Annotated in this window: 18 protein-coding genes and 1 pseudogene; 1 reads left to right on the forward strand and 18 read right to left on the reverse strand. The window is 45.2% G+C overall.

Annotated features, from left to right (window positions below; all coding sequences use genetic code 11):
* Nucleotides 1–379: 379 nt before the first annotated feature.
* From PGN_RS04275 to PGN_RS04360, 18 genes and pseudogenes are all read right to left on the reverse strand, one after another.
* Entirely contained in the window at nt 380–550 is a 171-nt protein-coding gene (locus PGN_RS04275; RefSeq protein ID WP_010956309.1) for a DUF362 domain-containing protein, read from the reverse strand.
* Between the two features lie 335 nt (nt 551–885).
* Nucleotides 886–2,316, reverse strand: a complete 1,431-nt coding sequence (dacB, locus tag PGN_RS04280; protein WP_230455951.1) for a D-alanyl-D-alanine carboxypeptidase/D-alanyl-D-alanine endopeptidase — start codon at nt 2,314–2,316, stop codon at nt 886–888.
* 314 nt (nt 2,317–2,630) lie between these two features.
* Nucleotides 2,631–4,301 carry a peptidylarginine deiminase PPAD gene (locus tag PGN_RS04285; protein ID WP_005873463.1) on the reverse strand — a complete coding sequence of 557 codons (1,671 nt, stop codon included), beginning with the start codon at nt 4,299–4,301 and terminating at the stop codon, nt 2,631–2,633.
* A gap of 1,215 nt (nt 4,302–5,516) precedes the next feature.
* On the reverse strand, nt 5,517–8,048 hold the full coding sequence (locus tag PGN_RS04290) for a thiol protease/hemagglutinin PrtT (RefSeq protein ID WP_012457863.1): 2,532 nt from the start codon (nt 8,046–8,048) through the stop codon (nt 5,517–5,519).
* Nucleotides 8,049–8,187: 139 nt separating this feature from the next.
* A complete protein-coding gene (gene ribH / locus PGN_RS04295; RefSeq protein WP_012457864.1) occupies nt 8,188–8,673 on the reverse strand; it encodes a 6,7-dimethyl-8-ribityllumazine synthase in 486 nt (161 codons plus the stop codon).
* Between the two features lie 91 nt (nt 8,674–8,764).
* Complete coding sequence (locus PGN_RS04300; protein ID WP_012457865.1) at nt 8,765–9,451, reverse strand: tetratricopeptide repeat protein; 687 nt, start codon at nt 9,449–9,451, stop codon at nt 8,765–8,767.
* 185 nt (nt 9,452–9,636) lie between these two features.
* A complete protein-coding gene (locus PGN_RS04305; protein ID WP_012457866.1) occupies nt 9,637–10,320 on the reverse strand; it encodes a response regulator transcription factor in 684 nt (227 codons plus the stop codon).
* Nucleotides 10,321–10,332: 12 nt separating this feature from the next.
* The gene (locus PGN_RS04310; protein ID WP_230847063.1) at nt 10,333–12,195 is read right to left on the reverse strand and encodes a tetratricopeptide repeat-containing sensor histidine kinase; all 1,863 of its coding nucleotides are present in this window, start codon (nt 12,193–12,195) and stop codon (nt 10,333–10,335) included.
* 43 nt (nt 12,196–12,238) lie between these two features.
* Nucleotides 12,239–13,163: pseudogene (locus PGN_RS04315) on the reverse strand (dihydroorotate dehydrogenase).
* Entirely contained in the window at nt 13,145–13,942 is a 798-nt protein-coding gene (locus tag PGN_RS04320; RefSeq protein WP_004584462.1) for a dihydroorotate dehydrogenase electron transfer subunit, read from the reverse strand. The pseudogene PGN_RS04315 and the gene PGN_RS04320 overlap by 19 nt, the downstream one beginning before the upstream one ends.
* A gap of 51 nt (nt 13,943–13,993) precedes the next feature.
* Nucleotides 13,994–14,434 carry a helix-turn-helix domain-containing protein gene (locus PGN_RS04325; protein ID WP_004584463.1) on the reverse strand — a complete coding sequence of 147 codons (441 nt, stop codon included), beginning with the start codon at nt 14,432–14,434 and terminating at the stop codon, nt 13,994–13,996.
* 1,171 nt (nt 14,435–15,605) lie between these two features.
* Nucleotides 15,606–16,508: an IS982-like element IS195 family transposase gene (locus PGN_RS04330; protein ID WP_012457848.1), complete on the reverse strand. Its 903-nt coding sequence runs from the start codon at nt 16,506–16,508 to the stop codon at nt 15,606–15,608.
* 197 nt (nt 16,509–16,705) lie between these two features.
* Nucleotides 16,706–17,944: a hypothetical protein gene (locus PGN_RS04335; RefSeq protein ID WP_230847064.1), complete on the reverse strand. Its 1,239-nt coding sequence runs from the start codon at nt 17,942–17,944 to the stop codon at nt 16,706–16,708.
* Nucleotides 17,893–18,543 (reverse strand): viroplasmin family protein, encoded by a 651-nt coding sequence (locus PGN_RS04340; RefSeq protein ID WP_012457871.1) that lies wholly within the window; start codon nt 18,541–18,543, stop codon nt 17,893–17,895. Before PGN_RS04340 ends, PGN_RS04335 begins: the two co-directional genes overlap by 52 nt.
* 27 nt (nt 18,544–18,570) lie before the next feature.
* A complete protein-coding gene (locus PGN_RS04345) occupies nt 18,571–19,584 on the reverse strand; it encodes a tetratricopeptide repeat protein (protein WP_039417164.1) in 1,014 nt (337 codons plus the stop codon).
* Between the two features lie 12 nt (nt 19,585–19,596).
* Nucleotides 19,597–20,136, reverse strand: coding sequence for a gamma carbonic anhydrase family protein (locus tag PGN_RS04350; RefSeq protein WP_012457873.1), 540 nt, complete (start codon nt 20,134–20,136; stop codon nt 19,597–19,599).
* An 8-nt stretch (nt 20,137–20,144) separates the two neighbouring features.
* Entirely contained in the window at nt 20,145–21,932 is a 1,788-nt protein-coding gene (locus PGN_RS04355) for an aminopeptidase P family protein (RefSeq protein ID WP_012457874.1), read from the reverse strand.
* Nucleotides 21,933–21,980: 48 nt separating this feature from the next.
* A complete protein-coding gene (locus tag PGN_RS04360; RefSeq protein ID WP_012457875.1) occupies nt 21,981–23,528 on the reverse strand; it encodes a DUF4301 family protein in 1,548 nt (515 codons plus the stop codon).
* Nucleotides 23,529–24,110: 582 nt separating this feature from the next.
* Between PGN_RS04360 and dnaK the strand changes: the two genes are divergently transcribed.
* A complete protein-coding gene (dnaK, locus tag PGN_RS04365) occupies nt 24,111–26,033 on the forward strand; it encodes a molecular chaperone DnaK (protein WP_012457876.1) in 1,923 nt (640 codons plus the stop codon).
* Nucleotides 26,034–26,129 lie beyond the last annotated feature (96 nt).

A 26,129-nucleotide genomic window follows, 5' to 3' on the forward strand; every position in this document is an offset into this window, starting at 1 on the left:
GGCATTTATACCTCCTTTTCGGCACTTTTATCGCTTCTTTCGGAAACCACCGGTAGATTCCGTTGAAACTACTAGTAGATTCTTCTGAAACCACTAGTAGTTTTGCCCGAAACCACTAGTAGTTTTCTCTGAAACCACTAGTGGTTTTATTACGCGTTAAAAGAGTATTGTTGTGTGTCGAAAAAAAGATGGTAGTCAGGGGTGGTTAATTTCATCTTGGTTCAACACCGTTTAGGAGCATGACTGATTAGGATTTATACCTGCCTTCGATAAATATCCTGCCGATTTGCTTGTTTCCCAGCATATCCATATACAAAAAGGCCACCCCTTCCAATGAAAGAGCGGCCGTATCTGTCCCTGTTTCTAACCTAACCTGAAATTATTCGGCAGGATGGATAGCTTCAGAAGGGCATGCTGCAGCACAAGTGCCACAATCAATACATGTATCAGCATCGATTTTATAGATGCTACCTTCAGAGATAGCTGATACCGGACATTCATCGATGCATGATCCGCATGCTACACAACTGTCATTAATAACGTAAGCCATAGTTTTGTAATAGTTTTATGGTAAGACAAATTTTGTTTATCGTATCACTTTTATGAAACAAAGGTAGAAAGAAAACCGAATATACCAACATGTAGGTATGCGAATTTTCCACTGCATTTCTATTGAATAGAGTTAACTTATTGATTTTCTCCGATTTTACGAGGTTTGTGAAGAGATTATGAGTAATAAGCATTCGAGAAAAGTAGTCTCGTGGTGCGACTTAAACGCGAATGAATACCTATAGAGAGCTATATATATGCTTGTTGTCGGCAATCATCCCTACATAAAATTGGTATGAGATCAGGTAAGAGGAATGAGACGAAATAAGCTGCTGTTTACTTTTCCTTTAGCAGGACTTGCTTAGTAGAGATAGCGGAAGAGAAGAAAGAGAGAAGAAAATCCGAGAAAGCACGACGAACCGGTGCGGAAGAAGAAAAATCATTACCCATCAAAACAACGCTGTACCATTCTCCTTGGAATCGCACATAGCCGGCATACCCTAAAACACCTTTCATACTACCACTCTTGAGGTATGCCTCTATTGCTTCGTCTTTCATGAAGTTCTTCACCGTACCCTCTCTTCCTGCGAGAGGCAGGCTATTCAAGAACGAAGTGGTAACAAGATCGCCGCGACTGATCATATCGATCAGTATTTGGCTGAGGGCATTCGGGCTAAAGCGATTTTTACGGGAGAGACCGGATCCATCCGAAAGAGAAATGTCGGTATGCTGCAATCCTGTTTGGGAAGTCCAATAGTTTCGGATGACGGACAGACCACGCTCTGTTGTATTACCCCGATGATTCTTCGATGCAAGGGGAGCCAACTGTTTGACAAAAGCCTCTGCAAAATGATTCAGACTACGGAAATTCATCACCCGCACCAATGAATCCAATGGAAGGGATTCGTAGATTAATAATTCTTGAGTGATCGGTACGGCTTGATATGAGGCACGGCACTTCCCTTGGCACAGAGTGCCGGCAGCAGACAATAAGCCTTTGGCCCATGCAGCTCCGTATAGAGCAGGATCGGGCAAATCCGTCTTGAGGCGGTAGGAAACGATATTTGTCGGAAGGACTCCCGTAAGGGTTCGCTTAAGATCCAACCCTTCGCCATAGCATCCGGCAGTATCCTTTCCTCGGTGGATTACCTCGATTCTGTTTTCCCACCGAACCTCCGGATGAGGAGGCTCTATTCTCAGGATATGAGCTTCGGAGCCTGCTTTGCCTGTAGCAAGGATGACATCTATTCTATTATCATTGATGTTAAATCCATAGACGCCGGCACCGAAATAGTTGCCTTTGTCTTCATCGAGCCAACTGTCATTGACTCCCTCAATGTCAAAAGCTGATGCATCGACGATGATATCTCCTGTTATTTCTTTTATGCCCCATTGCTTGACGGCATCGACCAAAGCATAGGCAAATCGACCGGAGTCCGTCGGTAAATAGTTGGATGCGAGAGAAGGATCTCCTCCTCCTTTGATGATGAGATTACCGTCAAGAATCCCTTTTCGAATTTTTCCATCCATGCCGACTCCGGTATAGAATGGTATCTCGGTTCCCCTCAGACGCAAAATGGAAGCAGAGGTTACGAGCTTAACCAGAGATGCCGGACAAAACTGTTCGTCTCTTCGATTTGATACGAAAAGGCTATCGTCCCGACAGCGACGTATCTCCACGCCGATACGACTTTTCGTCTGTCTCTCAGCTTTCTTGATGATATCTATTGCACCCCGATCTTGTGCAGAAAGGCTCTGCCCGAGAATTGCAAAGAGAAGAAATAGAAGATATTGTCTTAAACCCCAATCGGTCGTTAGAGTTCTCCTTCGTGATTTCATTTGGAATGTTTTGAGCATTTGCTACTTCTTAGAATTGATGACTGTCGAACTTGTTGTTTGATTGCTTCTATCAGTTTGTCCGCAAGAGCAAATTTACGAAACCAATGCTCAGATTTTGAATAATAACCCGAATTAAGAATATCAGTGGAGAAAATAATACGATGTGAAAAAGGCTGTGTGGAGGAAAAAATCCACACAGCCTTTTTTATGTCTACCTGAGGAGTATTCTCAAATAAGGCCCCTTATTTGAGAATTTTCATTGTCTCACGGATTCCATTTCCTTCAACAACCAGAACATATGTGCCCGGAGCCTGAGAATATACATCCATACTGAAGACACTCGTCCCTGCTACTAATTCCTTGGTCATTGCAGCGACTTCTTCTCCTGCGGTGTTATAAAGCTTTATCCGATATGTGCCGGCGATATTCAAACTTACCGAAACAGCCAGTTCTGAACGACCGGCGTTGAACCATGCACGAAGAGCTTTGGCAGCTCCGGTCACAGTACATGTATTGGTTTCGTTCATACACGTAAACTTGAAAGGATCAGGTTCGCCGATAAAGGGATAAGTCTCTTTGCGACCACTATTGTCAGCGGCAGAGATATAGTATTCTACCTTATCATTCTTGTTAAGACCTGTAAAGCTATAAGTATAGTGACCTGTTGATTCCATCGTCATATCAGCAGCCTTAAAGCTACCGGAACCATTGATACGATAGTAACATTGTACCGGCGAGATAGTAGCATTGGCGCATGAGACGACATCCGCTTCGATCTTATAATCAGGGCCTGCCTGTTCGCCCAGTATCGGGTAGTGCTTGATATAGAGATAACCCTTATCCGCTACCTCGTGAGTACGACAATGCAGGGCATCTGTTCCTAACCAAGGTGTTCCTGAAGCCCCTTTGACACCTATAATTTCGTAGCCGGGCATTGCTGTCTTATAGACGTTCAGAGCATCGTTATCCACGGAGGCGGGGCCATTGACAGGAACAAATACTCTGTTGTTCAGAATCAGAGAGTTCGTGTACGGTTGTTCATTGGTGGCCAAAGCGCGATATACCTCGTACTTCGTTCCCCATGCGCAGGTCTGTGCTGCGAAGTAGGCTGCCATATCTTCCAGGGCTTGGTGCTGAGGGTGATTGTCAGGCACTTTCCTGATGAGGATTTTGTTCGGTGCCAAATACTTGCCCCAACAGTCCACATGGTTGATATATTCGCCGTTCGGATCTTGTACCACATCATGATGTGTGATGCCGAGATAGTCTTTCATCTTTTGATTTACTTGAGCTTGAGACAGAGAGGAGTTCTCCGTATATGCGATATGTGACTGCACAGCGGATCCATATCCGTCCGTCATGTAATTGCCACCGGTCTGCTTGAGCTTCATCCCGAACATCTCGATGCCCAGATATTGTGCTTCGTATTTGGGGAATTCATCATCGTTAGGACGAGGGCGGTTATAAATAAAGTCCACGAGACCTACTTTGTTCGTATCGTACATTGCGAACCAACCGGTATAGTCGCGTGTCCAGTAAGAGTCAGTTTTCGCAATGATGAAATCGCAATTAGAGAGATTCACACCGCTTTGGGTGTACTGGGTTATAACGGTGTTTTTTTGGCTTTCACTCGCCACAATGGTAATCACCTTGTCATTCTTGGCCAGCTCTTTGATCAATTCCATCGGGATACCGAACGGATAGCGTACCAAAACGGCTGCAGAGCGTTCGTACTCAGCGATAGCACGCACAGGACCTGCAGGGGGATTCGTTTCCTGGAATGCTCGTTGCATCTCTTCTGTTGCAAATTGACCGTTTGTTCGGTCTGCTTGCATTTGCGTTTGGGCGATTGCGGGCAGTTGGAAGAGTCCCAATGCCAGAATCAAGGCTTTAGCCTGTAAAAGCTTTTTCATTGTTTGATATGTTTTATGATGTTATGAATATGTTCCTGAACATATGATAAGATCTCGGGGAAATAATAAAGAGGGACATGGGCCGATCTTTTTGCGAAATATCCATGGAGGGATTTACCTTCGGTTTTTCACCTCCAACCCGATAACCGCCCGTAAAATTAGAAGAAATCATCAATATGAAATATAATAAACCTGTTTTCTTGCTTTTTGAGCCCTTTGCAAAAAGAGAAGGTCATCAAGAAGTATCTTTTCGGTATCGTTTTTGCTCACCTATAGAGTGTATCGCACAAGTCATGGAGGAGCTTTAGAGGTATTCATATCTATAATGACACTGAAAAATCAGTCAATTGACAATGAAATCTCCCGGAAAATGCCATGCGACAATCTCATCTATCGGTTTAACAGCTCACACGGAACCTCCCACTCCCCGAACCTGCCATCCGACACAGAGCAGATAGCATCTTCCATCAATAGACCATAGTATCCTCTCGTGTGAGACCATAGTATCCTCTCATATGAGACCATAGTATCCTCTCATATGAGACCATAGTATCCTCTCATATGAGACCATAGTATCCTCTCATAGGAGACCATAGTATCCTCTCGTATGAGACCATAGTATCCTCTCATGTGAGACCATAGTATCCTCTCATAGGAGACCATAGTATCCTCTTATGTGAGACCATAGTATCCTCTCGTATGAGACCATAGTATCCTCTCATGTGAGACCATAGTATCCTCTCATGCGAGACCATAGTATCCTCTCATGCGAGACCATAGTATCCTCTCATATGAGACCATAGTATCCTCTCATAGGAGACCATAGTATCCTCTCATGTGAGACCATAGTATCCTCTCATGTGAGACCATAGTATCCTCTCATAGGAGTTCATTCTTTGTATCTCAGTGAAAGACCAATGAGCAGGTGTATGGCTGCCAAGTAAACAGAGATTTCCCCAAGTTTCCTTCAGGTATATTTTTGAGGTTCGCAGAGACCTACATGAGGCTCTCTTTTCTTCGTCAAATCAATGCTTGTGTTTGTCTTCATCAATATGAGGGGGGAGGGTTATTGCGCAAAGGTCTCGTTACGATAAAAAGGGATGAAAGTTATTGTCCTTATTACGTGCTTCCCGGGTCTATCAAAAAGAAGAGAGCGTATGTGGAAAATATATTTCCTGCATACGCTCTCCCATTTTATTTGGTCGTTGAGTTTTCTTAGTGCACTATATTTATTTTCGTCGTATATCCATCCACCTTAAGGATGTAGGCCCCATTAGGAAGTCGGCTGACATCCATTCTGCCATGCCCCGCTGATAAACTATTCTTCATGACAATCTTGCCTGACAGATCGAAAAGAATGATAGATGTTTCTTGGGGAATGCAAGGTGCCGATATTTCCACATAATCGCGTGCCGGATTAGGGAATACTCTGATCTCTTCTGACGATTCTATTGCTTCTACCGCTGTACCATTGACGATCTTCACCGTGTAGTTCCTTTTCCCCTTGAGGTACAACTGTGGTTGTCCGTTTACGAATGCATGGAGGGTCGCACGATAGGATCCATCAGGTATAGAGCCTTCGACAACAGGTTTATATACGAAAGTTTCTCCTTGCTTGATATGTACTGTTTCTTGAGCTGCCCATAAAGACCCCGATGAGGATTGTGTTTGGCGGAAAACAACAACCAACTCACCATTGAAAGGCAATCCGAGATTTTTGAGTGTAAAGTCGGGCAATACTCTGTTGTGTGCCATATCCAGCGTATAGGTAGAAGTTTGATTATGGCCTACTTCGAATAAGGGGTGCGTATACTCTGTCGGTGTTTTTACTGACACGCTTCCGATCTTTTTCCATTCATCCTTTTGGTTGTTGATGGAAAATCTATACCACAATGTATAGTCGCCTTCCGAGAGAGTGAGAACGTCTTTAGACCAAACCACCGGATAGTTGCTGCTACCGCCCGGAACTTCAGCCATTACCCAGCCCAAAGATATTACATCGTCCGCAGTAGCTCCTGTAGATAGAGCAAAGGCTACGGGTGTACGGATCTCATCAGGGCTGTCGCTGTTGAACTGTACTGTAATCGTACTATGTTCATAAGAATTCAGATCTGCGACAAAGCTGTTGGGGACGATACTGAGCTTGCCTTCATTATTATCTACCGTGACTACGACATTGTTCGGGTCTGTCGTATTTACCTTAATGCTATTGACATATCCTCCCTGTGCATGCCGTACCGGCTCCCACTGTTCGGTGCCTGTGCGACGATAAAGTAGGGTGATGGTGCTGATTCCTTGTGACAACTGATTAGGTGCCAATGAGAAACTCTCGGGATGCTCTCCGTATCCGTACCAAGAGATATTGTTAGATGAAGTTTTCACCTCTATGACTTCTCCGTCAGCCTTGTTCAATCTGTATCCGAGGTCAAGATTTGATTGCTCTTCACCTGTATTATATATCGAATACTCTACGTTCAATCCGGATTCACTTTTATACTCGGCTTCTATATCTTTCAGTGCCAAGATCGGCAAGGCATCTGTACCGGCTTCAGCGGGAGTCTTAGCCGGTTCGATACCGGTGATGATCTCTTGATAAATGGTGAAACCTATTCCCTCACCTCCGATACCCAACGAAGTCGGCGAGAGGAGTGTTAGTTTGTAGAAGCCGTTGGAAACACCTCCCCAACCCCAGTTGAAATGGAAAGTACCATCCGAAGCATAACCATCGCAAACGAAAGCATGTCCTATGCTCTGGTTATTCCCTGCATAATAGACCGGCCTTCCGGAGGCAAGTTCCCCGCGGATCATATCGTGCCACTCCTGTGAGGTATATAAGGCGCGTACATGTAGCTGCAGTGAACGCTTGTAGCGAAAGTTGTTTCGCAAAGCTCCTACTACATAAACGCTGTACGTACCACTTCCATTTTCATAAAAACTCATCGATACAGATGCACTCACATCACGCATCAGTGTGGCATAGGCATCCACTTGAGATTGAGTCAGATTATCAAGGTCGGGATTTCCGGGCATATTGATCCAGTCGTACATTTCACCAAATGTGCCGGACCAGTTGCCAACTAATGAACCTGCATGATAATCGAAAGAGCCTTCACCTTGAAGCGGCCAGCTATGGTAGCGCATGATTTGTGCTGCAGCCGTAGCAACACAGCCGGTATAGGCATGATTGCCATTAGGAAGCAGTGGTTCCTTATTGTTCCATGGGTAACCTTGATTCCATCGCATGGGATCGTTGGCAAAATGACCGTTATCCATCAGAGCATGTACTTCAGCCGGTACGCCCTCGGTACGTAATATCTCTTCATTGAGCCGAGCTTTTCCAGAAAGTATCAGGCCTATTTCCTGATCGTAAATTTGTAGCCACATGCGAAGATTGTCCGGCATACTGTCCATGTCGAAACGGCCAATGGGTGAATAGGCTAAAATTGTCGGTATTCTGTCATCTGCTGCTACAAGAGCATAGCCCTCATTATTCCCACGATTAGCTACATAAAAATATGCAGGAGAGCCTTCCTCTTGTGATGTGATACCCCTCTCGGCATCTCCTTGCCGATAGACGTAATCGATGGAAATCTTGTCAGATACTGCTGTTTGTCCCATTCGCAAGGATATCTGTCGCAAAGCCAGCCGAGCCAGATTCAAAGCTCGCTCTTTCGTAACCGGAGCAGAATGTCCCTGCATGGCAATGCCGAAGAGCATTACTATGGCTAAAAGAAAACTTTTTTTCATTGAAGGTGATATTCCGAATTATGAGAGTTTTTTGCTGTGGCCCCCTATGGGGCATTGTAGAATTTGCTGCATTCTACAAAAGTGTTTCCTGATGATGTAGTATTAGGATCAGGCAATCTGAATGAAAAAAAGCCGAAACTTATATTCTTTCCAATCCTGCCATTTTAAGAGCTGTAACGGCTGCTTCCGTGCCTTTGTTGCCATGCTTGCCCCCGGCACGCTCTTCGGCCTGAAGCATTGTTTCCGTGGTAAGGACTCCGAAAATGACTGGTACAAAGCCGTCAACGTTCAACTGGGTGATTCCCTGTGTTACCCCTTGGCAGATATAGTCGAAGTGGGGGGTGTCGCCTCTGACTACACAGCCGATAGCGATCACTGCATCTACTTCATGCTGTTCGGCAAGGTATGCGCTTGCATAGGTAAGTTCGAAAGTGCCGGGAACATGCTGTACGATGATATTGTCAGCCGATACACCATGCTCCAAAAGGGTATCGATAGCCCCTTTCATCAGTGGCTCTGTGATATTGTGATTCCATTCAGCAACGGCAATTCCTATACGTAAGTCTTTGCCGCAGGGAACGCTCTCGTAGTCGTAGTCGGATAAGTTATGATAAGCTGTAGCCATGATTCTGTAATTGTCTGATAAGTTTTGTCCTGAAAAAAGGCATCCATCCCAGCATGAGATAGATGCCTTTCTTTTTATCGTTTTGATACAATTATTTCGCTCCTTTGGATTTTACACGTATGATATCTGCTTCTACCGTATTAGCTTCCATCGATGTGTAGTATTTTTCTTTTACCTGCTTATAAGCAGCGAGAGCCTTGTCATATTGTTTGAGCTCTTCGTATACGCGACCGGCTTTGATGAGACAGCCCGGTGTAATGGCATCGTTAGAGGCTGCGGCCGCAGCTTTCTCAAAATAGCCTACGGCCTCTTCATATTTTTTGAGCTGTACATAACAGTCACCGATAAGACGAGTGATAGATGGTGCTACCATATTTTCCTTGGAGGAGAACCCCTTCAGATGATCAATGGCTTTCTGATATTCTCCGAGGTTGTAGTAGCAAATGCCGGCATAGGCTTTTGCCAGATTGGATGCATCCGAGCCGGAGTATTTTTTTATTACTGCCAACAGTCCCATTTCGTTTGCACCGTTTCCATTTAAGGCTGCCCTGTCCAATTCCTGAATGAATTTGTCTTCGGCAAGATATACCTTGGCAGCAGCTTCACGAGCTTTAGGTTCGCTGACGAAACGTTTGTAGGCAAAAATACCTGCCACAATGATAAAAACGCCCAAAATAACCAAGCCGATTTTGGTCATGTTCTTTTCTATGAACTGCTCTGAGCGTGAAACCACTTCTCCTACGTGGTTGTCCGGTTGTTGATTTTCTTTTTTAGCCATATTATGGAATAATTATTTATTTCTTTTCGGTCGCACAAAGGTACGCGTTTGGCTGTGATATACAAATGTCCTGTCCGAATAAATATACGATATGTAATGGTTGACCGAAAACGTTTCTTCTCTTCTTGCCTCCAATATCCGATTTACTTGTCTTCTCTTGAGCCGTCAGGTAGCCGAAAAGAGAGCTATTGCCAATCCACTAATCCGCTCTTTACGGCATACCGTATCAGTTCGGCTGCATTGGAGAATCCCAGTTTGTGCAGAATATTACTACGGTGTGTTTCTACCGTTCGGTAACTAAGGTGCATTTTTTCGGCTGTTTCTTTGGCAGAATAGCCATCGCACAGATATTGTACTACTTCTTTCTCTCGTTGGGTCAGCTCGGAAGAGTCGTTCTGCTGCTGTTGCTGTTTTTTGCTTTTCTTATGCGATTGGTCTGCGGAACGTGATACGCAAATATCCAGTATCATCTTCGAAACACTTTTGCCATAGAAATGGCTACCCGTGGTTACTGTGCGGATGGCATTTCCTATATCATTGATCTGAGCTGTTTTGCATATGTATCCTTCCACATCAATCGCCAATAGTTCATTGACTGTTTTCTCTGATACTTCAGAAGACAGTATGATAATCTTAACAGCCGGATATAGCTTCTTTAGCTTACGAGCAATATTCACTCCATTCCCATCGGGAAGCCAAATATCCAGTATGATTAGTCCCGGTTCTTTTTGTTCTTTCAGAAACGTTTCCAGTTCTTCACAAGAACTACATTCACCTACGATTTCTGCCAAACCTTGCATTTGACTAATGGCAGCACGCAAACCTACCCGATAGAGTTCGTGGTCATCCACGAGTACGATACTAATCATATTGTGTAATCTTTACGCTGAGGCAAGGACAAAAGAGAATACGGAGCCTTTACCTTCCTTGCTGTCAATGCATAACTTGCTTTTGTTTTTTTTGAGCAGACCTTTGCAGATAATTAAACCTAATCCGCTACCTATTTCCCCATCGGTCCCGGCTGTAGCCTTCTTATTTTTATCCGATTCGAGGATATCGGTTATTTGTTTTTTGCTCATGCCAATACCTTTGTCTGATACAGACACTTTGATCCCCATGGCTTTCTCTTTTTCTTCCACACGGATGTGTATTACGCTTCCTGCTTTAGAGAATTTGATTGCATTACTGAGTAAATTGCGTATTACGGTATTGATCATTTGTTGGTCAGCATGAACCAAACATTGTATAGGAGCTTCCAAATGTAAGCTAATATCTTTATTCCGAGCAGAAATAGAGTATAAATTGATCACCTTTCCAATGTTTTCCACAATGTTGAAAACCACAAATTTGGGAGCTAAATTCCCGATTTGGATATTAGACCAATCGAGTAAATTCTGTAAAAGAGTCAATTCTGTTGCTACACTATTGCGTATTGAAGAAAGCATATTCCGAGTCATAGAGCCACAGTCAGATGAAGATGATAGTATAGTGTCGAGGGCCATTTTCTGTGCTATAGCCGGACCCTTGATGTCGTGTGAGATAATGGAGAGGAGTCTGTTTCTGGTGTCATTCATTTCTCGCAGTCTCTTATTTTGTCTGTATCTCCTTGCTGCATGGATGATAAGGGTAATGATGGTTGCCACCAACAGTGTGGATATTATGATAAGGGCAATATGTAATTTGCGAGCTAAATGTAATTCCTGGTTTTTCAGTGCTATTTCGGCCTCTTTCTCTTTGCTTTTGAACCGAATGTCAAACTCCGTAATTTTTTCTTGCATCTGTTTGGCGGCAATAGAGTCTGCCAGAAGTTTGGATCTTTTTTGGCATTCATAAGCCAAAGAGTACAAGCCGTATTCGGCATATATGGAACTGGCTATATCCAATATTGCCAATCTGGTTTGATTATACCCGGCATGGCATGCCAAATTTTCTGCGATTGTGAGCACTTCATTTGCTTTGCCGTATTCGCTTCTCCATGCATAATAATATGCAAGATGTGCATAAGATAGGGCCTGGATCTCGATATCATTTATTTTGGATGCTATTGTAAGAGCTTCTTTCAAAGGCTTATAGCTATCCTCAGGATTTTTCTCATTGATCATAATTGTGCCGATATTCATGAGACTGTTGCACATACTTACACTATCACCATTGGTTCGTTGTATATCCAAAGCTTTGTTATAATAGGAGTAGGCTTCTTGAGTATTTCCTTTTTTTTGATAAATGTTAGCCATGTTGTTGTAGGCTATAGAGATACCTCTTTCCTCCTTTTTCTTTTGAGCGATTTGTAGCGCACGTTCATAGAATACCAATGCGTCATCCCACTTTTCCTGAAAGAAAAATACGATGCCTATCTGCATATAAGTGCGGGCTAATATAATGTTGTCGTTTTTGTCTTTAAGCAGCCTCATTATTTCTTCTAGAGCCATTATTGCATTGCTATAACGACCTGCATGAGTCGCCATGGTTGCATACTTTAAAAGCAGAAATGGAAGCTCTTCGGTCGAGCCACCATCACGGCAGAACTTGATGGCTAAGGAATATGCATCGGCTGCACTACCGACTTGTTGATGCAGTTCGAGCTGTTTGCCCATCTCCTCATACCTTTTTTTCTTTTCCGTGGCAGAAAGAGTCCGGTCGGCCGCTATTTGGAAAAGGGAATCTACATTAATCTCTTTGGCTGAGAGCATAAAGACACATCCAAGAAATGTCAGGATAGTTAGTCGCGTATGTATATTAATCATAATACAGATTATCATTGTTTGTGTCGATTGCATTACACATCTTCTAATTATGTTCAATTACGAGTGAGCCGATCAACTCTTTTACATCACTGATTCCATGCCTTCGAAGATAATCCTCTATGCCATCGACTATATAAGAAGCTGCAGCAGGATCTACGAAGTTGTAACAGCCCACCTGAACAGCCGTGGCTCCGGCCAATAAGAATTCAATGGCATCAGCTGCAGATGCGATCCCCCCCATACCGATTATAGGCACTTGTACCACCTTGGGCGGTTTGCCATACCATACGTAGAGCAATGGGCTTGATACATGGCCCGGAAAGGCCTCCTGTAATGGTCGAAAGGATAGGACGGCGTTTTTCCGCGTCGATAGCCATGCCAAGAAACGTATTGACCATTGAAATAGCATCAGCTCCTTCGGATTCTACGGCGCGAGCTATCTCTGTGATGTCTGTCACGTTGGGAGAAAGTTTTACGATCAATGTCTTGTCATAAGCTCGGCGCACAGCTTTAACGACGGATGCCGCCCCCTCACAGGTAACCCCATAAGCCATCCCTCCCTGCTTGACATTAGGACAAGAAATATTCAATTCTATAGCTCTGATATGCTCCAGTTCATTTATTATTCGGGAGGTCTCTGCGTAATCGTCCAAAGTGGAGCCGCTTACATTGACTATCATCTCCGTCCGATAATCCTTGATAACCGGATATATATGCTCTACAAAATAGTGAACACCCTTATTTTGCAAGCCCACGGCATTCAGCATCCCTGATGGAGTTTCGGCCATGCGTGGATATGCATTCCCTTCCCGATGATGGAGCGTAGTTCCTTTGACAACTATGGCACCTAAGCGGTCTATATCGATAAAATCTTTGTATTCGGTACCATAGCCATACGTACCGCTGGCAGTCATTACGGGATTTTTAATTGTTAATCCCCTACCTATTTCTACTTCTGTTCGAACCATTGTAATCTATCTGTATTGAAGACCGGTCCTTCCGTACAGACGCAAAGATTGCCTTCTTTTGTATTTTCCACACAACACAAACATGCCCCGATACCACAAGCCATGGTATTCTCCAGAGAGACCTCACACGGGATATTTCGTTGACGTGCCAGGGATGCTACAGCCATCATCATTGCTTTTGGGCCACACACATATATATGAGAAAAATCGCCTTCCCGAAGGGTCGGGTTTCTCGTGACAAAGCCCTTCACCCCCAACGAACCATCCTCTGTGGTGCAATGCAGATTGGCAAAACGAGAGAATCTGTCCTGCATAACGATCAGATCTGCCGAACGCGCTCCGAGCAGAACATCCGGCACGATCCCACTCTCTCTGATACAACGCGCCAAATAGAGCATAGGAGCAGTGCCTACACCACCACCCACGAGAAGAGGACGATACTCACCATCCGGCAGATCGTTAAGCGTAAAACCCTGTCCAAGCGGATATAGAAGATCCAATGAATCAGATGGTTGCAATGAAGCTAAAGCACGTGTACCCTTGCCTACTTTTTGAACCAGAAGGAATAGTTCCTGCCGTTCGTAATCGACATCACAAACAGAGATAGGCCGACGCAAAAAAGCCCCTTGGACATCAGTCAGTACCTGAACAAACTGTCCGGGCTTTATTTCCGGCAGAGATAATCGTACTTCATTATGCTCCGGTACAAGTGTAAGAAGGAAATAGCTGTCGTTTAGCTTCGTATTGGTCGCGACACGCAGTTTATGGTTGTATTTCATCGAGAAATCGAGTTGCAGTATTCGATTGCAAAATTACGAAAAAAGAGAGGCTTACTCTTTGTTTGAGCGAAACTCTTGATAGCTGCCATCCGTATAGAACACCGTAATTCTCTCGATCTGCTTCGCAGGCATTTGAACGATCTTGATTTCCGGCTCCAATCTGCCCGATGGACTCTGTATGCCGGAATTATCTTTAGTCCTTGTATGCAACTCTTGCTCCGGCACGGAAGAATAAGAGAAAAGATCATTCTCAAATGCCGTTTTATTCGATTGTTGAGGCCCTTTGCCAAAGATAATCCACTCCGCACTCCATTCATCGAATCCCTGCATGATCTTGTTGATCATGTCCAAGGTCACTTTATTTCTGCCGGAGGTAATGTGAGTCAGAGCGGAACGAGAAATCCCGGCCCGATCAGCGAAAGCAGAAGGAGTCATTCCCAACTGCTCCATCATGGAAAGAATACGCATCTTAATTGCATCTGCATCGATCATAATACTGTCTTTTTGTCACCTTTTTGATCAAATCATATTCACAGAAGCAAATTTACAAATTCCAATTTACATCCACAAACGGAGTGACAACAATGTACAACCCGACCCGATTACATATGTATCACACATTTGAGCGATTACATTTGGATTGTCAATAAGCTTGGAGTTATCAACATCTACCATCAGTTTAGATTTATCCTATAATACATTGGTTATAAGTAATATAATATAATATATTAGAATTTATAAGGTCGTCACGAATCAACAACGCCACTCCCCTACTCTATTTCGGAATAAATACTTTATATAACACCATGTAATAGCGTGATAACCATTGTATTATGTATTTCTTCTATAGGCGTATAAAGTTGTATTTCTCTTATCGTTTTCAGGCGTAAATTGACATGATACATATGTGGATTCAATTCGATTAAATATGATTACACCCTGATCGGATTAAGAATGTAAATCGAAAGTGGTGTTGTGAAGTGTAATTTACATTCATTTGGCAATCACAAATGTAACGCGATAAAGATGAATCCTCTAAACTGACAAAATGGCGGTATCAGTAAATTAAGTGGCTTAAAAAACATAGCTCAGAAGGCTTCTAAAAATTTTCGATGACTCTCACTACCTCAATAGCCTTGAAGGGGATATTCGGCCTAAAAAGGGCAAAATATGGCATCAGCGATAAAAAAGAGAAATTTAAGTAGCTGAATAGTCTGTTCTCGATTCCGATGATAAATAAAGAAACCCACTTCTCCCTAGCGCAACACTTGCACTAAAAACACGCGCCAAAAAAGTTTTCAACAACGAAGATGAGTTTGGAATGATTCCAAATAAGAGGTTAAGAAGAAGCGGATTTTGAAGTTTGAAAGCTCAGAGAATGGACTTTTTCAGATTGAAACATGACTTTTGAGAGATAAGATAACGATCTATATACAAACCGTTTACGATAAATATATAGATCGTTTTCAATTTATATATAGATCGAAAGTCATTTCTATATAAATCGAAGGCCGAAAAAGGCCTTTTCACTGGGCTATAAAACAGAGGCACCCACATGATTCATAGCCGAACCGTGTGGGTGCCTTATATTTTGGGGAGACGGTATCTATACTCTATTCCGCCTCATTCCATAGTTGCAAGCATAAGTTAACGTCAGTTCGATCTAAGCGGAAATAGGAAAGTTAGGGTTTCTGATGATTTCAATATTGAGTTCAGGCTTTTTAGGCAGGATGTTGTAAGCGATGATACCGGAGATCAGGTTGGTGACAAAATTGTTGACACTGCGATGTCTCGTGTGCTCTATCTGACAGACATTTTTGAGCATATCATTGACCGTTTCGATCAAGGCTCTCTTTCTCAATAAAACTTTGTCATATAGATGCATCAGGGAGTTCTTCATGTTCTTTTTGATTTTGGTTATCATGTGGATGTCATCGACAAAGAGCCGGTCAAAAAGGTTTTGGGAAATGTAGCCTCTATCGGCAATGAGTTTGCCAAAAAGATTCTTGGTGAATGTTCCGTCTTTCAGAGGTTCTCTGTCATCACAATTGCCCGGTGTGATTTGATAGTTGATGATTTCACCCCTGTCGTTGATAACAATATGTAGTTTGAATCCATAAAACCAACCCATGGTGCTTTTGCCTTTTTGAGCCCATCCCCTCATTGTCCTATGCCCATGAGCTCGTTTGATATGACAAGCCTTCAGTGGGGTGGAATCGATGAAAGAGATGCCTGTACATTGACCCAAACAACACATATTGAGAAATGCTATCAGCTTGAAACCTACCCTGCTTTGCAGCTCCACAAAGCGATTATAAGAGACAAGATGTGGGAACTCGGATCGACAAGAATGGGTGATGTATTGAAGATAAAAAGCTTTCAAATCTCGGTATCTTGACAGATGAAACAGGATCAGGATGGTCATGACCTCACTGTCCGACATCTTAAACTTTCTATTCCTGCGTTTTTTGTCTTCCTCTTCGAGGGTCTTTTTCTTGATTGCTTCATCAAAAAGCTTGGAGAAATCATCTATGATGCAAAAAACATCAACTATATTTGTCTTCATAAAGTAGCGTTTTGTTTGTTCGTATCTTATTGATTGTCAACAGCTAAGATACAAATAATTCGCTACTTTTTCAAGCATAATGCCCACGTTCTTTGGGCGTTTACCACTAATCAGAAAACAAATCCATTGGCTTTTTCTTACGTCGAACTGACGTAAATGATAGTATCCTTTACTCTAAACTGAATTTTGACGCACTCTCATCTATCTTCTGTGATCAGAAGATAGGCAAGGAACCGGCTCGATCGGTCGGTAATGGTGAGGGGAAGGTAGCCGGCACGAAGCCTGCCATCCATGATAAGGGGAGGATGGCTGCACTGCATCATTGAATCCCATTCGTGTGCTTCGCCTTCGGTTCGAAAACTCTTAACTTCGAACACACCTCTTCGACCTTTCTCTATCCAAAGGTCGTAAAGCAGGATAGCTGCCACCCCCATTGTGTATCGTACATTGATCTCGATACAAGGATGCAGAAACAGACTGTCTCTTTCGGCATATACTGCCATGTCTACTCCGATATAGCCGGTGTACAGTGAGGCGAAGCGTTCTCGTAGATAATCTTTCACAGATGCAATAGCCTCTTCATGTGCTTGTGCCCCGACCGTTTGGGTCAGTTCGGCAACCAAATCGGTTTGGGTGGCAAGTCGATTGCCCAGATAGGCTCCCCATCTGTTGGTATCGAAACGAGACCATCCAACGAAGTAAAGCTTGCCTTTTCCATCCGAATAAAACTCTGCCGCCCAGTCCTGACGGACATCCAATACCGGCTCCACGCTGAAAGAACCGGCGCGTCGGAGGGCCTTGGTCAGCAGGTCGATTTCATCGTCGGTAGGGGAGGAACTTAGCCAAATCAGTCCCCGTCCGGATGAACTGGAAGGTAATTTGGCCAATAGAGCTGAGTCAGGAGGAAAGCAATGATACCTTTCCTTCAGAAAATCATCGATGGATGTGAACCAATGAGCAGCTATTTCACTGTGTCCGATCGCTTCGAGACAGCGTGCGGCTTCGCAACGATGACTGCGTTCATACAGCTCGTGCGGATAGTACGGGGCTGAGACAGTGGACAGCCAAGGAAAACGATGCTGAAGAGCAGCCAACCAAACGGGCGACTGTCCCCACATATCCAAGGTATAATCATTCAAGGGAAGGGCAGTGTCGGGGATTTGCAGCAGCCGGGCTTCAGGCTTGAGCGGATGCGTGTCGGGGATAGGGAGGGTTTTTTCAGGACAGAATACAAAGTCCTGTTCGCTCTTTGTCAGCCAGGCCGGCAGGAGACCCAAATCGCGCATCATGCTTCGTACTACGGGTGGTGGTACGTAGGGCTTCTTCCCTATGATCTCCGGTACCATCTCGTGACCGGGGTTGAAGAGCAAGAGGCGCGGATGCTTTATTTCCGTCCGAAGTCGGCCGGTATCTCCATCCAGTCGACAGTATTCCATTTATATATAGGGTTGGTAATCCGATGAGTAGAGAGCCAATGCTCTGCACGCTCTATGAGGTCGAAGATCGCTGTGTTTTTATCTGTACGAGCGAGAAGAGTTTTGCATTTTTTCTTTCGAACCCAGCTGATAGCCGTCATGCTATCCGAATAGATAGGGTAGTGAGGTCTCTTCATTTTCTCCAGAAGGGCCAAGGCATGAACAATGGCCAGAAACTCTCCGATATTGTTCGTGCCTCCTTCCAGGGGGCCTACGCGAAAGACTTCGGCCTTGGATGCTGTCAGTACACCCCGATACTCCATCGGGCCGGGATTGCCACTACAGGCTGCATCCACTGAAAGGCTCTCCCAGATAGGACTTGTTCGGGGTAAAGTCTCCATATCCGGATGCTTGTCTGCTCCGTGCGTGCCAGTGGATCCGTATGCTTTGCGGTAGAATTCATCTGCTCCGTCTTCATAGGCTCTTAGGGCATCGCTTTCGGTAGCAAAGCTTTTGTAGCGGGCTTTATTGAATCCCTCTGTTTGCGCTCGACATTCATCCCAATTATCATAAACTCCGGGTGTATGCCCGGCCCAGACCACATACCACTTCTTTGCCATCGAGGTCAGGTGTTAATTTGAAAGAAGTTAATAGAGGTTACCCTTGTAAAGATCATTGAAATTAACCGCTTCGCTTTCCACCTCTGCTTCCGGTAGTTTGGCACGCCATTCTGCTGCTTCCTGCGTTTGTCCTTTATTCTCCAATATTTCGACGAGCATCAGAATCAGATTGCGCTGAACCGGCATCTCTTCGATAGCTTCGCGCAGAAATGTTTCTGCTTCGGCTGATCGTCCTTCTTTGATCATGAGTGTAGCAATACCGCAGTGACCTTCTTCGTTGAAGGGATCGAGACTTAGCAATTCTTCGTATGCCTGCATGGCATTTTGCTGCTTTCCTTCAAGCATGAAAAGGCGGGCGCGGAGCATAGGCACCTGTTCCTCTTCCGGATCGGATGCTGCCACCCAATCCAAATCCTGGGTGGCTTCTTCATAACGCTCCAAGTCAATGAGCATGCGCGCTCGAAGGAGTCTGGCCGGAATGAAGGCATCATTTTTTTCGATGGCCTGTTTGAGCAGGCAAAGGGCATCTTTGAGGTTTTTCATGTCCTTCATGGCGGAGGCTCCGTAATAGAGGAAAAGAGCTTGTTCCTCCAATTCGGATGTAGATTCGATACCGGTACCACAGTCCTCAAGTGCTCGGGACGGATCATTTTGTTCTAACCTCAACTTAGCACGGTTGAGCAGGGTTGCTGTATGCATCGGAACTTCCTCAAGGAGTAAATTCATCTGAGCCAACGCTTCTTCCGTGAGATGGCGTCGAAGCAATGCTTCAGTCAGATAATAACGGGTCTCAAACTCGGGACGTAGTTCCATTGCCTTGCGCAAGGCCTCTGTGGCAAAGACCAGTTCTCCCATATTCATTGCCCGAATGGCATCGAACTTGAGTGTATCGGCCTGACGATTCACATGGTCCGGATCAGTCGACAGATTACTTTTTTCAGAATTTGTAACTATTTTTTCCCTCCCGGACATAGCGTCAGAAGCACTCCTTTTCTCTTCTTCACGGCCGGAACCAAAGAGGTTTCTCAATAATTTCTTCATAGATGGTGTTAGCTAAGGGTTATCTATTTCAGATGATTCGTCTTTGAACCATGAGGCATACATCCGGTAGTTGTGCGCAATGCGAAAATTCATTTCTCGACTCTGTTCGGGGTCTACTTTTTTGACAAAACGCGCCGGAGCACCGGCATAGATACTGTTCGGCTCTATCTGTGTGCCAGTGAGTACTACGGAACCGGCTGCTACGATAGCACCTTCTCCAACCACTACATGATCTAGCACAACGGCTCCCATACCGATAAGGGCATAGTCGCATATTTTAGCTCCGTGGATGACTACATTGTGCCCGACAGATACGTTGTCACCGATTTCGATAGTGGATTTTTGATAGAGCGTATGCAGTATGGATCCATCTTGGATATTGACATTGTCACCGATCCGAATGGAATTGACATCGCCTCGCAATACGGCATTGAACCACACACTACAGCCTTTGCCCATGACTACATCGCCTACAATAGTGGCATTTTCGGCGAGGAAGGTATCCTCGCCGATTATAGGGGTAAAGCCCCTAACACTCTGTATTAATGCCATTTTTGTGGTTAGATAGTCTGAGTTTTCTCTTTGAGCCAAGCTCTTTCCTCGGTACTCAGTTCGGGAGCAAGCGTCTTGTACACCCACTGCTGGTAGTCATTGTACCACTTCAATTCATCTGCCGTGAGCAAGCTTTTTTCGATGAGTTCGTTGTCGAAATAGAAAGCCGTCAGCGTTTCGAATCCGAAGAATCGGCCGAATTCAGTCTCTACATTCAACTTGGTCACTACGAGGTTTTCGATTCGGATACCATATTTGCCGGAACGATAAAGACCTGGTTCATTGCTCGTAATCATTCCAATCTTCATTTCGGTAGGATTCTCATCCATGCGAATATTCTGCGGCCCTTCATGGACGTTGAGGAAGCAACCGACGCCATGTCCCGTGCCATGAGCATAGTTCATTCCATTGTCCCAAAGGGCTTTGCGTGCCAATACATCGATCTGACTACCGCGTGTGCCCTCCAGATACTGTGCCGTTGCAATAGCAATATGCCCTTTCATCACAAGGGTATAGTCCCGTTTGAGTTCGACCGATGGAGTACTCAAAGCGACAGTACGTGTGATGTCTGTAGTGCCATCATGATACTGTGCTCCGCTATCGAGGAGGAGTACACCTTCTCGTTTGACTACGTGGGCGGATTCGGGTGTGGCGCGGTAATGGATGATAGCACCATGATCCTGATAGCCGCATATCGTATCGAAACTAACTCCGAAATAGAGGGGCTGAGCGGCACGGAATGCTGTGAGCTTTTCACCCAATACCACTTCGTCATGGTTGCGACCGGCTTCCCACTCCTGTTCCAACCACATAAAGAATCGGGTAAGGGCAACGCCATCACGTACCATAGCGGCACGAACACCGGATAGCTCTTGCTCGTTCTTGATAGCTTTCAACGCTGTAATTGTGCTGACACCGTCTATTTTCCGACAAGCAGCCGGTATAAGGTCATAAAGTGCGCGTGTAATGCGTTTCTTGTCGATAAGCAGCCTTTCTTCGGCAGGTAGTGCTGGGATATATTCATATATGGCTTCGTAGGGCATAATCTTGACCCCGCCTTCTTCCATGGCTGAGCGAACCTCCTTCGTGATCTTCTCAGGGAAAGCAAAGAGGACAGATTCTCGAGCCGATACATAACCAAAAGCAACTCCTACGGGGTTGCACTCCACATCTCTACCACGAAGATTGAATATCCAAGCCAATTCGTCCAACATGGTGATAATAGTGGCATTGGCACCTTGTGTCGCCAGTTCTTTATTGACACGTGCGATCTTGTCTTTCACGCTTTCTCCTGCATACTTCACAGGCTGCACGAAAAGCTCTCCACGAGGGATTTCTGGACGATCTCGCCATGCTTCATCAAAAAGATCCTTGTCAGTCCTTAGTTTGATGCCGTATATATCCAAAGCCAATTCGGTTGCAGAGGCAGCACCTGCCGGAAAGCAACGTCCATCTATACCCACTGTTTGGCCGGTTTTCAGCTCGGCGGCAAGAAACTGTTCGATGGAGGGAGTTCCGGGGATGCCTTCTTTGTAGAGGTCGATAGAAGTGCCTTCGAGCTGTTGGCCTGCTTGGAGGAAGTAGCGTCCGTCCGTCCATAGTCCGGCCTTATTTGCTGTGACCACTACTGTCCCGGCCGATCCGGTGAAACCGGAAATCCAACGGCGACCTTTCCAGTGTTCGGGTGTGTATTCGCTTAGGTGGGCATCCGAACTCGGGATGATATAAGCATCGATATGCTCATGACTCATGACTTTGCGCAAAGACGCAAGACGCTGCAAGATATCGTTTGTCATTGTTGTTTAAAAGATTTTTGGGGAATTGTTTATTATGGGTTGATTATTTTAGCTCTGACAGGGTTGGTGCTCAGGTCGCAAGAGGTCATTGACCGTCTTGACCGGAGCAAATGTGCTGATAGGCACTTCTATAAATATTGTATTCCAATCGTCCATTGCCCCGTTCCACAGACCCGGCCGTTCAAGGGCGAGCAGTTTACGTCCGTCTTTGCTCTTTTCGGATATGAAGGCCGTTTTGGGATTAACGAAAGATTCGAGGTTGAACTGTTCCCCTTTGTAGTCGCGCAAAGAGCAAACCAAATCCACAGGATTGAAATAGGAGCCTTGTTCGAACATAGCTCTCTTTTGGGGATCGGACATATCGATCTGAGTACTTTCCAGTATTTGCAAGGAAGAACTGCCGTCTGCTTCGCGAATGATAAAAGGCCCCCCACCGGGTTCACCCTGATTGCGCACCATACCGCAGACACGTATCGGACGGTCTAATTTACGACGAAGCAGTTCCAAGAGGTCTTTATCCTCCATCAGGTCTATATTCGAGATTTCAATGCAGAAATTGTCCCGAAGGAAATCGACGATCTCCATCAGTTGGGCATGAACGACTTTGGGCTTTTCCAGTAGTTGGAGATAGTTGAATATATGCTCTCTGGCTTTTACCAGTACGCCGGCGATGAGCTTCTTATATATAATGGTATCGCACTTGAGAAAGTCGGGGACTACATTGTCGATATTCTTGATGAAAACGATGTCTGCATTTGTCTCCTGAAGATTGCGAATGAGTGCTCCGTGGCCACCCGGGCGGAAAAGGAGCTCTCCGGTTTCGAGACGGAATAGCTCGCCCTCCGGAGTTAGTGCCAATGTGTCGGTAGATGAATCTTGCACACTGAATGAAACCTCGTAGCGGATACAGTATTCATCCTCCAAAAAACGTTGGCGTTTATCTATGTTGTTTTTGAATTCTTCGATGTGCTCGGGCGAAACGGTAAAATGTACCTTGACCTGTCTTGTACCGCTGCGCTCATAGAGTGCTCCTTCGGCCAAATGTTCTTCGGTGGGAGTTCTGGTTTCTTTTCCATAGAGGTGAAAGAGGAGCAAACCTTTCGGAAGATTGCCATAGTTAAGACCTTTGGGATAGAGCAGATTCTCCACCACCGTCTTGTATTCTTTGGAAGCTACGAGTTTGGGTACTGTGCGCCAAGCATTGCGCAGGCATGTCTCGTTAAGGGAGTCATAGAATGCAAATCGAGTAAGGTGTGCAAAGAACGCCTTCTCTGCATCCGTAGTTGGCTCATTGTAATCGGCATCAAGGAAGTTGTACAAATCCTTGAACATGCGCGAAGCAGCACCGGATGCCGGTACAAACTTGACAACGTTGCAGTTCGGACTATTCAAATATCTATCCCACTCCAACAGATAAGCGGATTTGTCATCTTCATCCAAACGCATGATTCCATTCTCTAATGAAGCAGGTGCAATGATATTGGGATACGGGAATCCATATCTGAGAGCTTCTACCTGGCGCATTGCTTCTTCCGGTGTGATGCCTTTAGATTCCAGTTGGTTCAGGTCATCGTTGTTGAAGAGGGACGTAGTCATCAAAATTTGCTTTCTATTTTCTTTACGTGTAAAGGTAGGGATATTCTCGCAAACTGTTGTGTACTGAAAAAAGTTGACAGTTGGGGTGCGCGGGATTCATATATGTATACAGACATACCGGTTAGTCCTATGCTGGGGTTACAACTGTCGATCGGTATTTCCCCTTAGGTTTACACAAGCAGATTTAGCCCTTTGCTCTGGATTCATTCTCCGATAGAGTTCCGGAGCAATGTCCCGAGCCTCTCTTTGTTGTGTATATAGAGAAATATATTTGCGTATATAAGGAAATTTATTTCCGTATATAAGAAAATTTATCGGAGTATATACGAAAATATATTTCTGCATATGCGGAAATTTCGCCACTTCGTGGTGCTGTTGTGTACTGACGTGTACAGAGTCATTATTCGTCATGTTTAAGAGCTATTGTGTGCCTCATGTAGTGACATTCTGTCACCTTTTGGCAGTATCGGAGCCGGTTTGATTTTTGGCACGCAAATTGTTTATGTTGTAGCGTACGACCCTTTCGATGGGGCATAAACAACGAAAGAAAACGAGACAACAACAAAAAACGAATATAGAATTATGGGAAAAATCATTGGAATTGACTTAGGCACAACGAACTCTTGTGTCTCTGTATTGGAAGGTAACGAACCTATCGTTATTACAAACAGTGAGGGCAAGCGCACAACGCCCTCGGTAGTGGCTTTTGTGGATGGTGGCGAGCGTAAGGTGGGCGATCCGGCCAAGCGTCAGGCCATCACCAATCCGACCAAGACGATATACTCTATCAAACGCTTCATGGGCGAAACTTACGATCAGGTTTCCAGAGAAGTGGAGAGAGTGCCATTCAAGGTAGTACGTGGGGACAATAATACTCCGCGCGTAGATATAGACGGTCGTCTCTATACGCCGCAGGAAATTTCGGCCATGATCCTTCAGAAGATGAAGAAGACGGCCGAAGACTATCTCGGTCAGGAAGTAACGGAGGCCGTGATCACTGTGCCCGCATACTTCAACGACGCTCAACGTCAGGCAACGAAAGAAGCAGGAGAGATCGCCGGTCTGAAAGTTCGCCGTATTGTGAACGAGCCTACGGCAGCTTCTCTGGCCTACGGTCTGGACAAATCCAATAAGGATATGAAGATCGCTGTCTTCGACTTGGGTGGCGGTACCTTCGATATTTCTATCTTGGAATTGGGCGACGGCGTTTTCGAAGTGAAATCGACCAACGGTGATACGCACCTCGGAGGAGACGACTTCGACCACGTGATCATCGACTGGCTGGCAGAAGAGTTCAAGTCTCAGGAAGGTGTGGATCTTCGTCAGGATCCTATGGCTATGCAGCGTCTGAAAGAAGCTGCCGAAAAAGCCAAGATAGAGCTCTCCAGCACTTCATCTACGGAGATCAACCTCCCCTATATCATGCCGGTGAACGGCATCCCCAAGCACTTGGTGATGACGCTTACAAGGGCTAAGTTCGAGCAGTTGGCCGATCGTCTGATTCAGGCATGTGTGGCACCCTGCGAAACGGCCTTGAAAGATGCCGGTATGTCGCGTGGCGATATCGATGAAGTGATTCTCGTAGGTGGTTCCACACGTATTCCTGCTATTCAGGAGATTGTGGAGAAGATCTTCGGTAAGGCTCCGTCCAAGGGTGTGAATCCCGACGAAGTGGTAGCTGTGGGTGCCGCTATTCAAGGCGGTGTTCTGACCGGTGAGGTAAAGGATGTCTTGTTGTTGGACGTTACCCCCTTGTCGCTCGGTATCGAGACTATGGGAGGCGTGATGACTCGCTTGATCGATGCCAATACCACTATCCCGACGAAGAAGAGCGAAATCTTTACCACAGCAGTGGACAATCAGCCTTCGGTAGAGATTCATGTACTTCAGGGTGAGCGTTCTTTGGCTAAGGACAATAAGAGCATCGGCCGTTTCAACTTGGACGGTATCGCTCCGGCACCCCGTCAGACACCGCAGATCGAAGTGACGTTTGACATCGATGCCAACGGTATCCTGAATGTAACGGCTCATGACAAAGCTACCGGCAAGAAGCAGAATATCCGCATCGAAGCCTCCAGCGGTTTGTCCGATGATGAGATCAAGCGCATGAAGGAAGAGGCGCAGGCCAATGCCGAAGCAGATAAGAAAGAGAAAGAACGTATCGACAAGATCAATCAGGCCGACAGCATGATCTTCCAGACGGAAAAGCAGTTGAAGGAGTTGGGAGACAAATTCCCGGCCGACAAGAAGGCTCCGATCGATACCGCTCTCGACAAACTGAAAGAAGCACACAAAGCACAGGATGTAGCTGCTATCGATACAGCCATGGCCGAACTGCAAACCGCTCTAACTGCAGCGGGCGAAGAGCTTTACAAGAATGTCGGAGCAGCCCAAGGTGGCGCACAACCCGGTCCGGACTTCGGCGGCGCTCAAGGTCCCTCTGTCGGCGATCAGCCCTCTGACGACAAGAACGTCACAGACGTAGACTTCGAGGAAGTGAAATAATTCTGCTCACAAACGAGCATCAAGAAAATAGTAAATAGCAGTAAGATAGCAACTTACTGCTATTTTTGTTTTTGAAAGTTTCTTGTTTTTCTTCGT

Source organism: Porphyromonas gingivalis ATCC 33277 (genome assembly GCF_000010505.1).
In the GTDB taxonomy this organism is placed as follows: Bacteria; Bacteroidota; Bacteroidia; order Bacteroidales; family Porphyromonadaceae; genus Porphyromonas; species Porphyromonas gingivalis.

What these genes read in the sequence shown, in the direction of transcription:
- PGN_RS04345 (WP_039417164.1), bottom strand. Translation starts at nt 19,584, where the DNA reads ATGAAGAAATTATTGAGAAACCTCTTTGGTTCCGGCCGTGAAGAAGAG.
- PGN_RS04275 (WP_010956309.1), bottom strand. Translation starts at nt 550, where the DNA reads ATGGCTTACGTTATTAATGACAGTTGTGTAGCATGCGGATCATGCATC.
- PGN_RS04300 (WP_012457865.1), bottom strand. Translation starts at nt 9,451, where the DNA reads ATGGCTAAAAAAGAAAATCAACAACCGGACAACCACGTAGGAGAAGTG.
- PGN_RS04310 (WP_230847063.1), bottom strand. Translation starts at nt 12,195, where the DNA reads ATGATTAATATACATACGCGACTAACTATCCTGACATTTCTTGGATGT.
- PGN_RS04290 (WP_012457863.1), bottom strand. Translation starts at nt 8,048, where the DNA reads ATGAAAAAAAGTTTTCTTTTAGCCATAGTAATGCTCTTCGGCATTGCC.
- PGN_RS04335 (WP_230847064.1), bottom strand. Translation starts at nt 17,944, where the DNA reads ATGGAATACTGTCGACTGGATGGAGATACCGGCCGACTTCGGACGGAA.
- PGN_RS04325 (WP_004584463.1), bottom strand. Translation starts at nt 14,434, where the DNA reads ATGATCGATGCAGATGCAATTAAGATGCGTATTCTTTCCATGATGGAG.
- PGN_RS04305 (WP_012457866.1), bottom strand. Translation starts at nt 10,320, where the DNA reads ATGATTAGTATCGTACTCGTGGATGACCACGAACTCTATCGGGTAGGT.
- ribH (WP_012457864.1), bottom strand. Translation starts at nt 8,673, where the DNA reads ATGGCTACAGCTTATCATAACTTATCCGACTACGACTACGAGAGCGTT.
- PGN_RS04355 (WP_012457874.1), bottom strand. Translation starts at nt 21,932, where the DNA reads ATGACAAACGATATCTTGCAGCGTCTTGCGTCTTTGCGCAAAGTCATG.
- PGN_RS04285 (WP_005873463.1), bottom strand. Translation starts at nt 4,301, where the DNA reads ATGAAAAAGCTTTTACAGGCTAAAGCCTTGATTCTGGCATTGGGACTC.
- dnaK (WP_012457876.1), top strand. Translation starts at nt 24,111, where the DNA reads ATGGGAAAAATCATTGGAATTGACTTAGGCACAACGAACTCTTGTGTC.
- PGN_RS04320 (WP_004584462.1), bottom strand. Translation starts at nt 13,942, where the DNA reads ATGAAATACAACCATAAACTGCGTGTCGCGACCAATACGAAGCTAAAC.
- PGN_RS04350 (WP_012457873.1), bottom strand. Translation starts at nt 20,136, where the DNA reads ATGGCATTAATACAGAGTGTTAGGGGCTTTACCCCTATAATCGGCGAG.
- PGN_RS04340 (WP_012457871.1), bottom strand. Translation starts at nt 18,543, where the DNA reads ATGGCAAAGAAGTGGTATGTGGTCTGGGCCGGGCATACACCCGGAGTT.
- PGN_RS04360 (WP_012457875.1), bottom strand. Translation starts at nt 23,528, where the DNA reads ATGACTACGTCCCTCTTCAACAACGATGACCTGAACCAACTGGAATCT.
- PGN_RS04330 (WP_012457848.1), bottom strand. Translation starts at nt 16,508, where the DNA reads ATGAAGACAAATATAGTTGATGTTTTTTGCATCATAGATGATTTCTCC.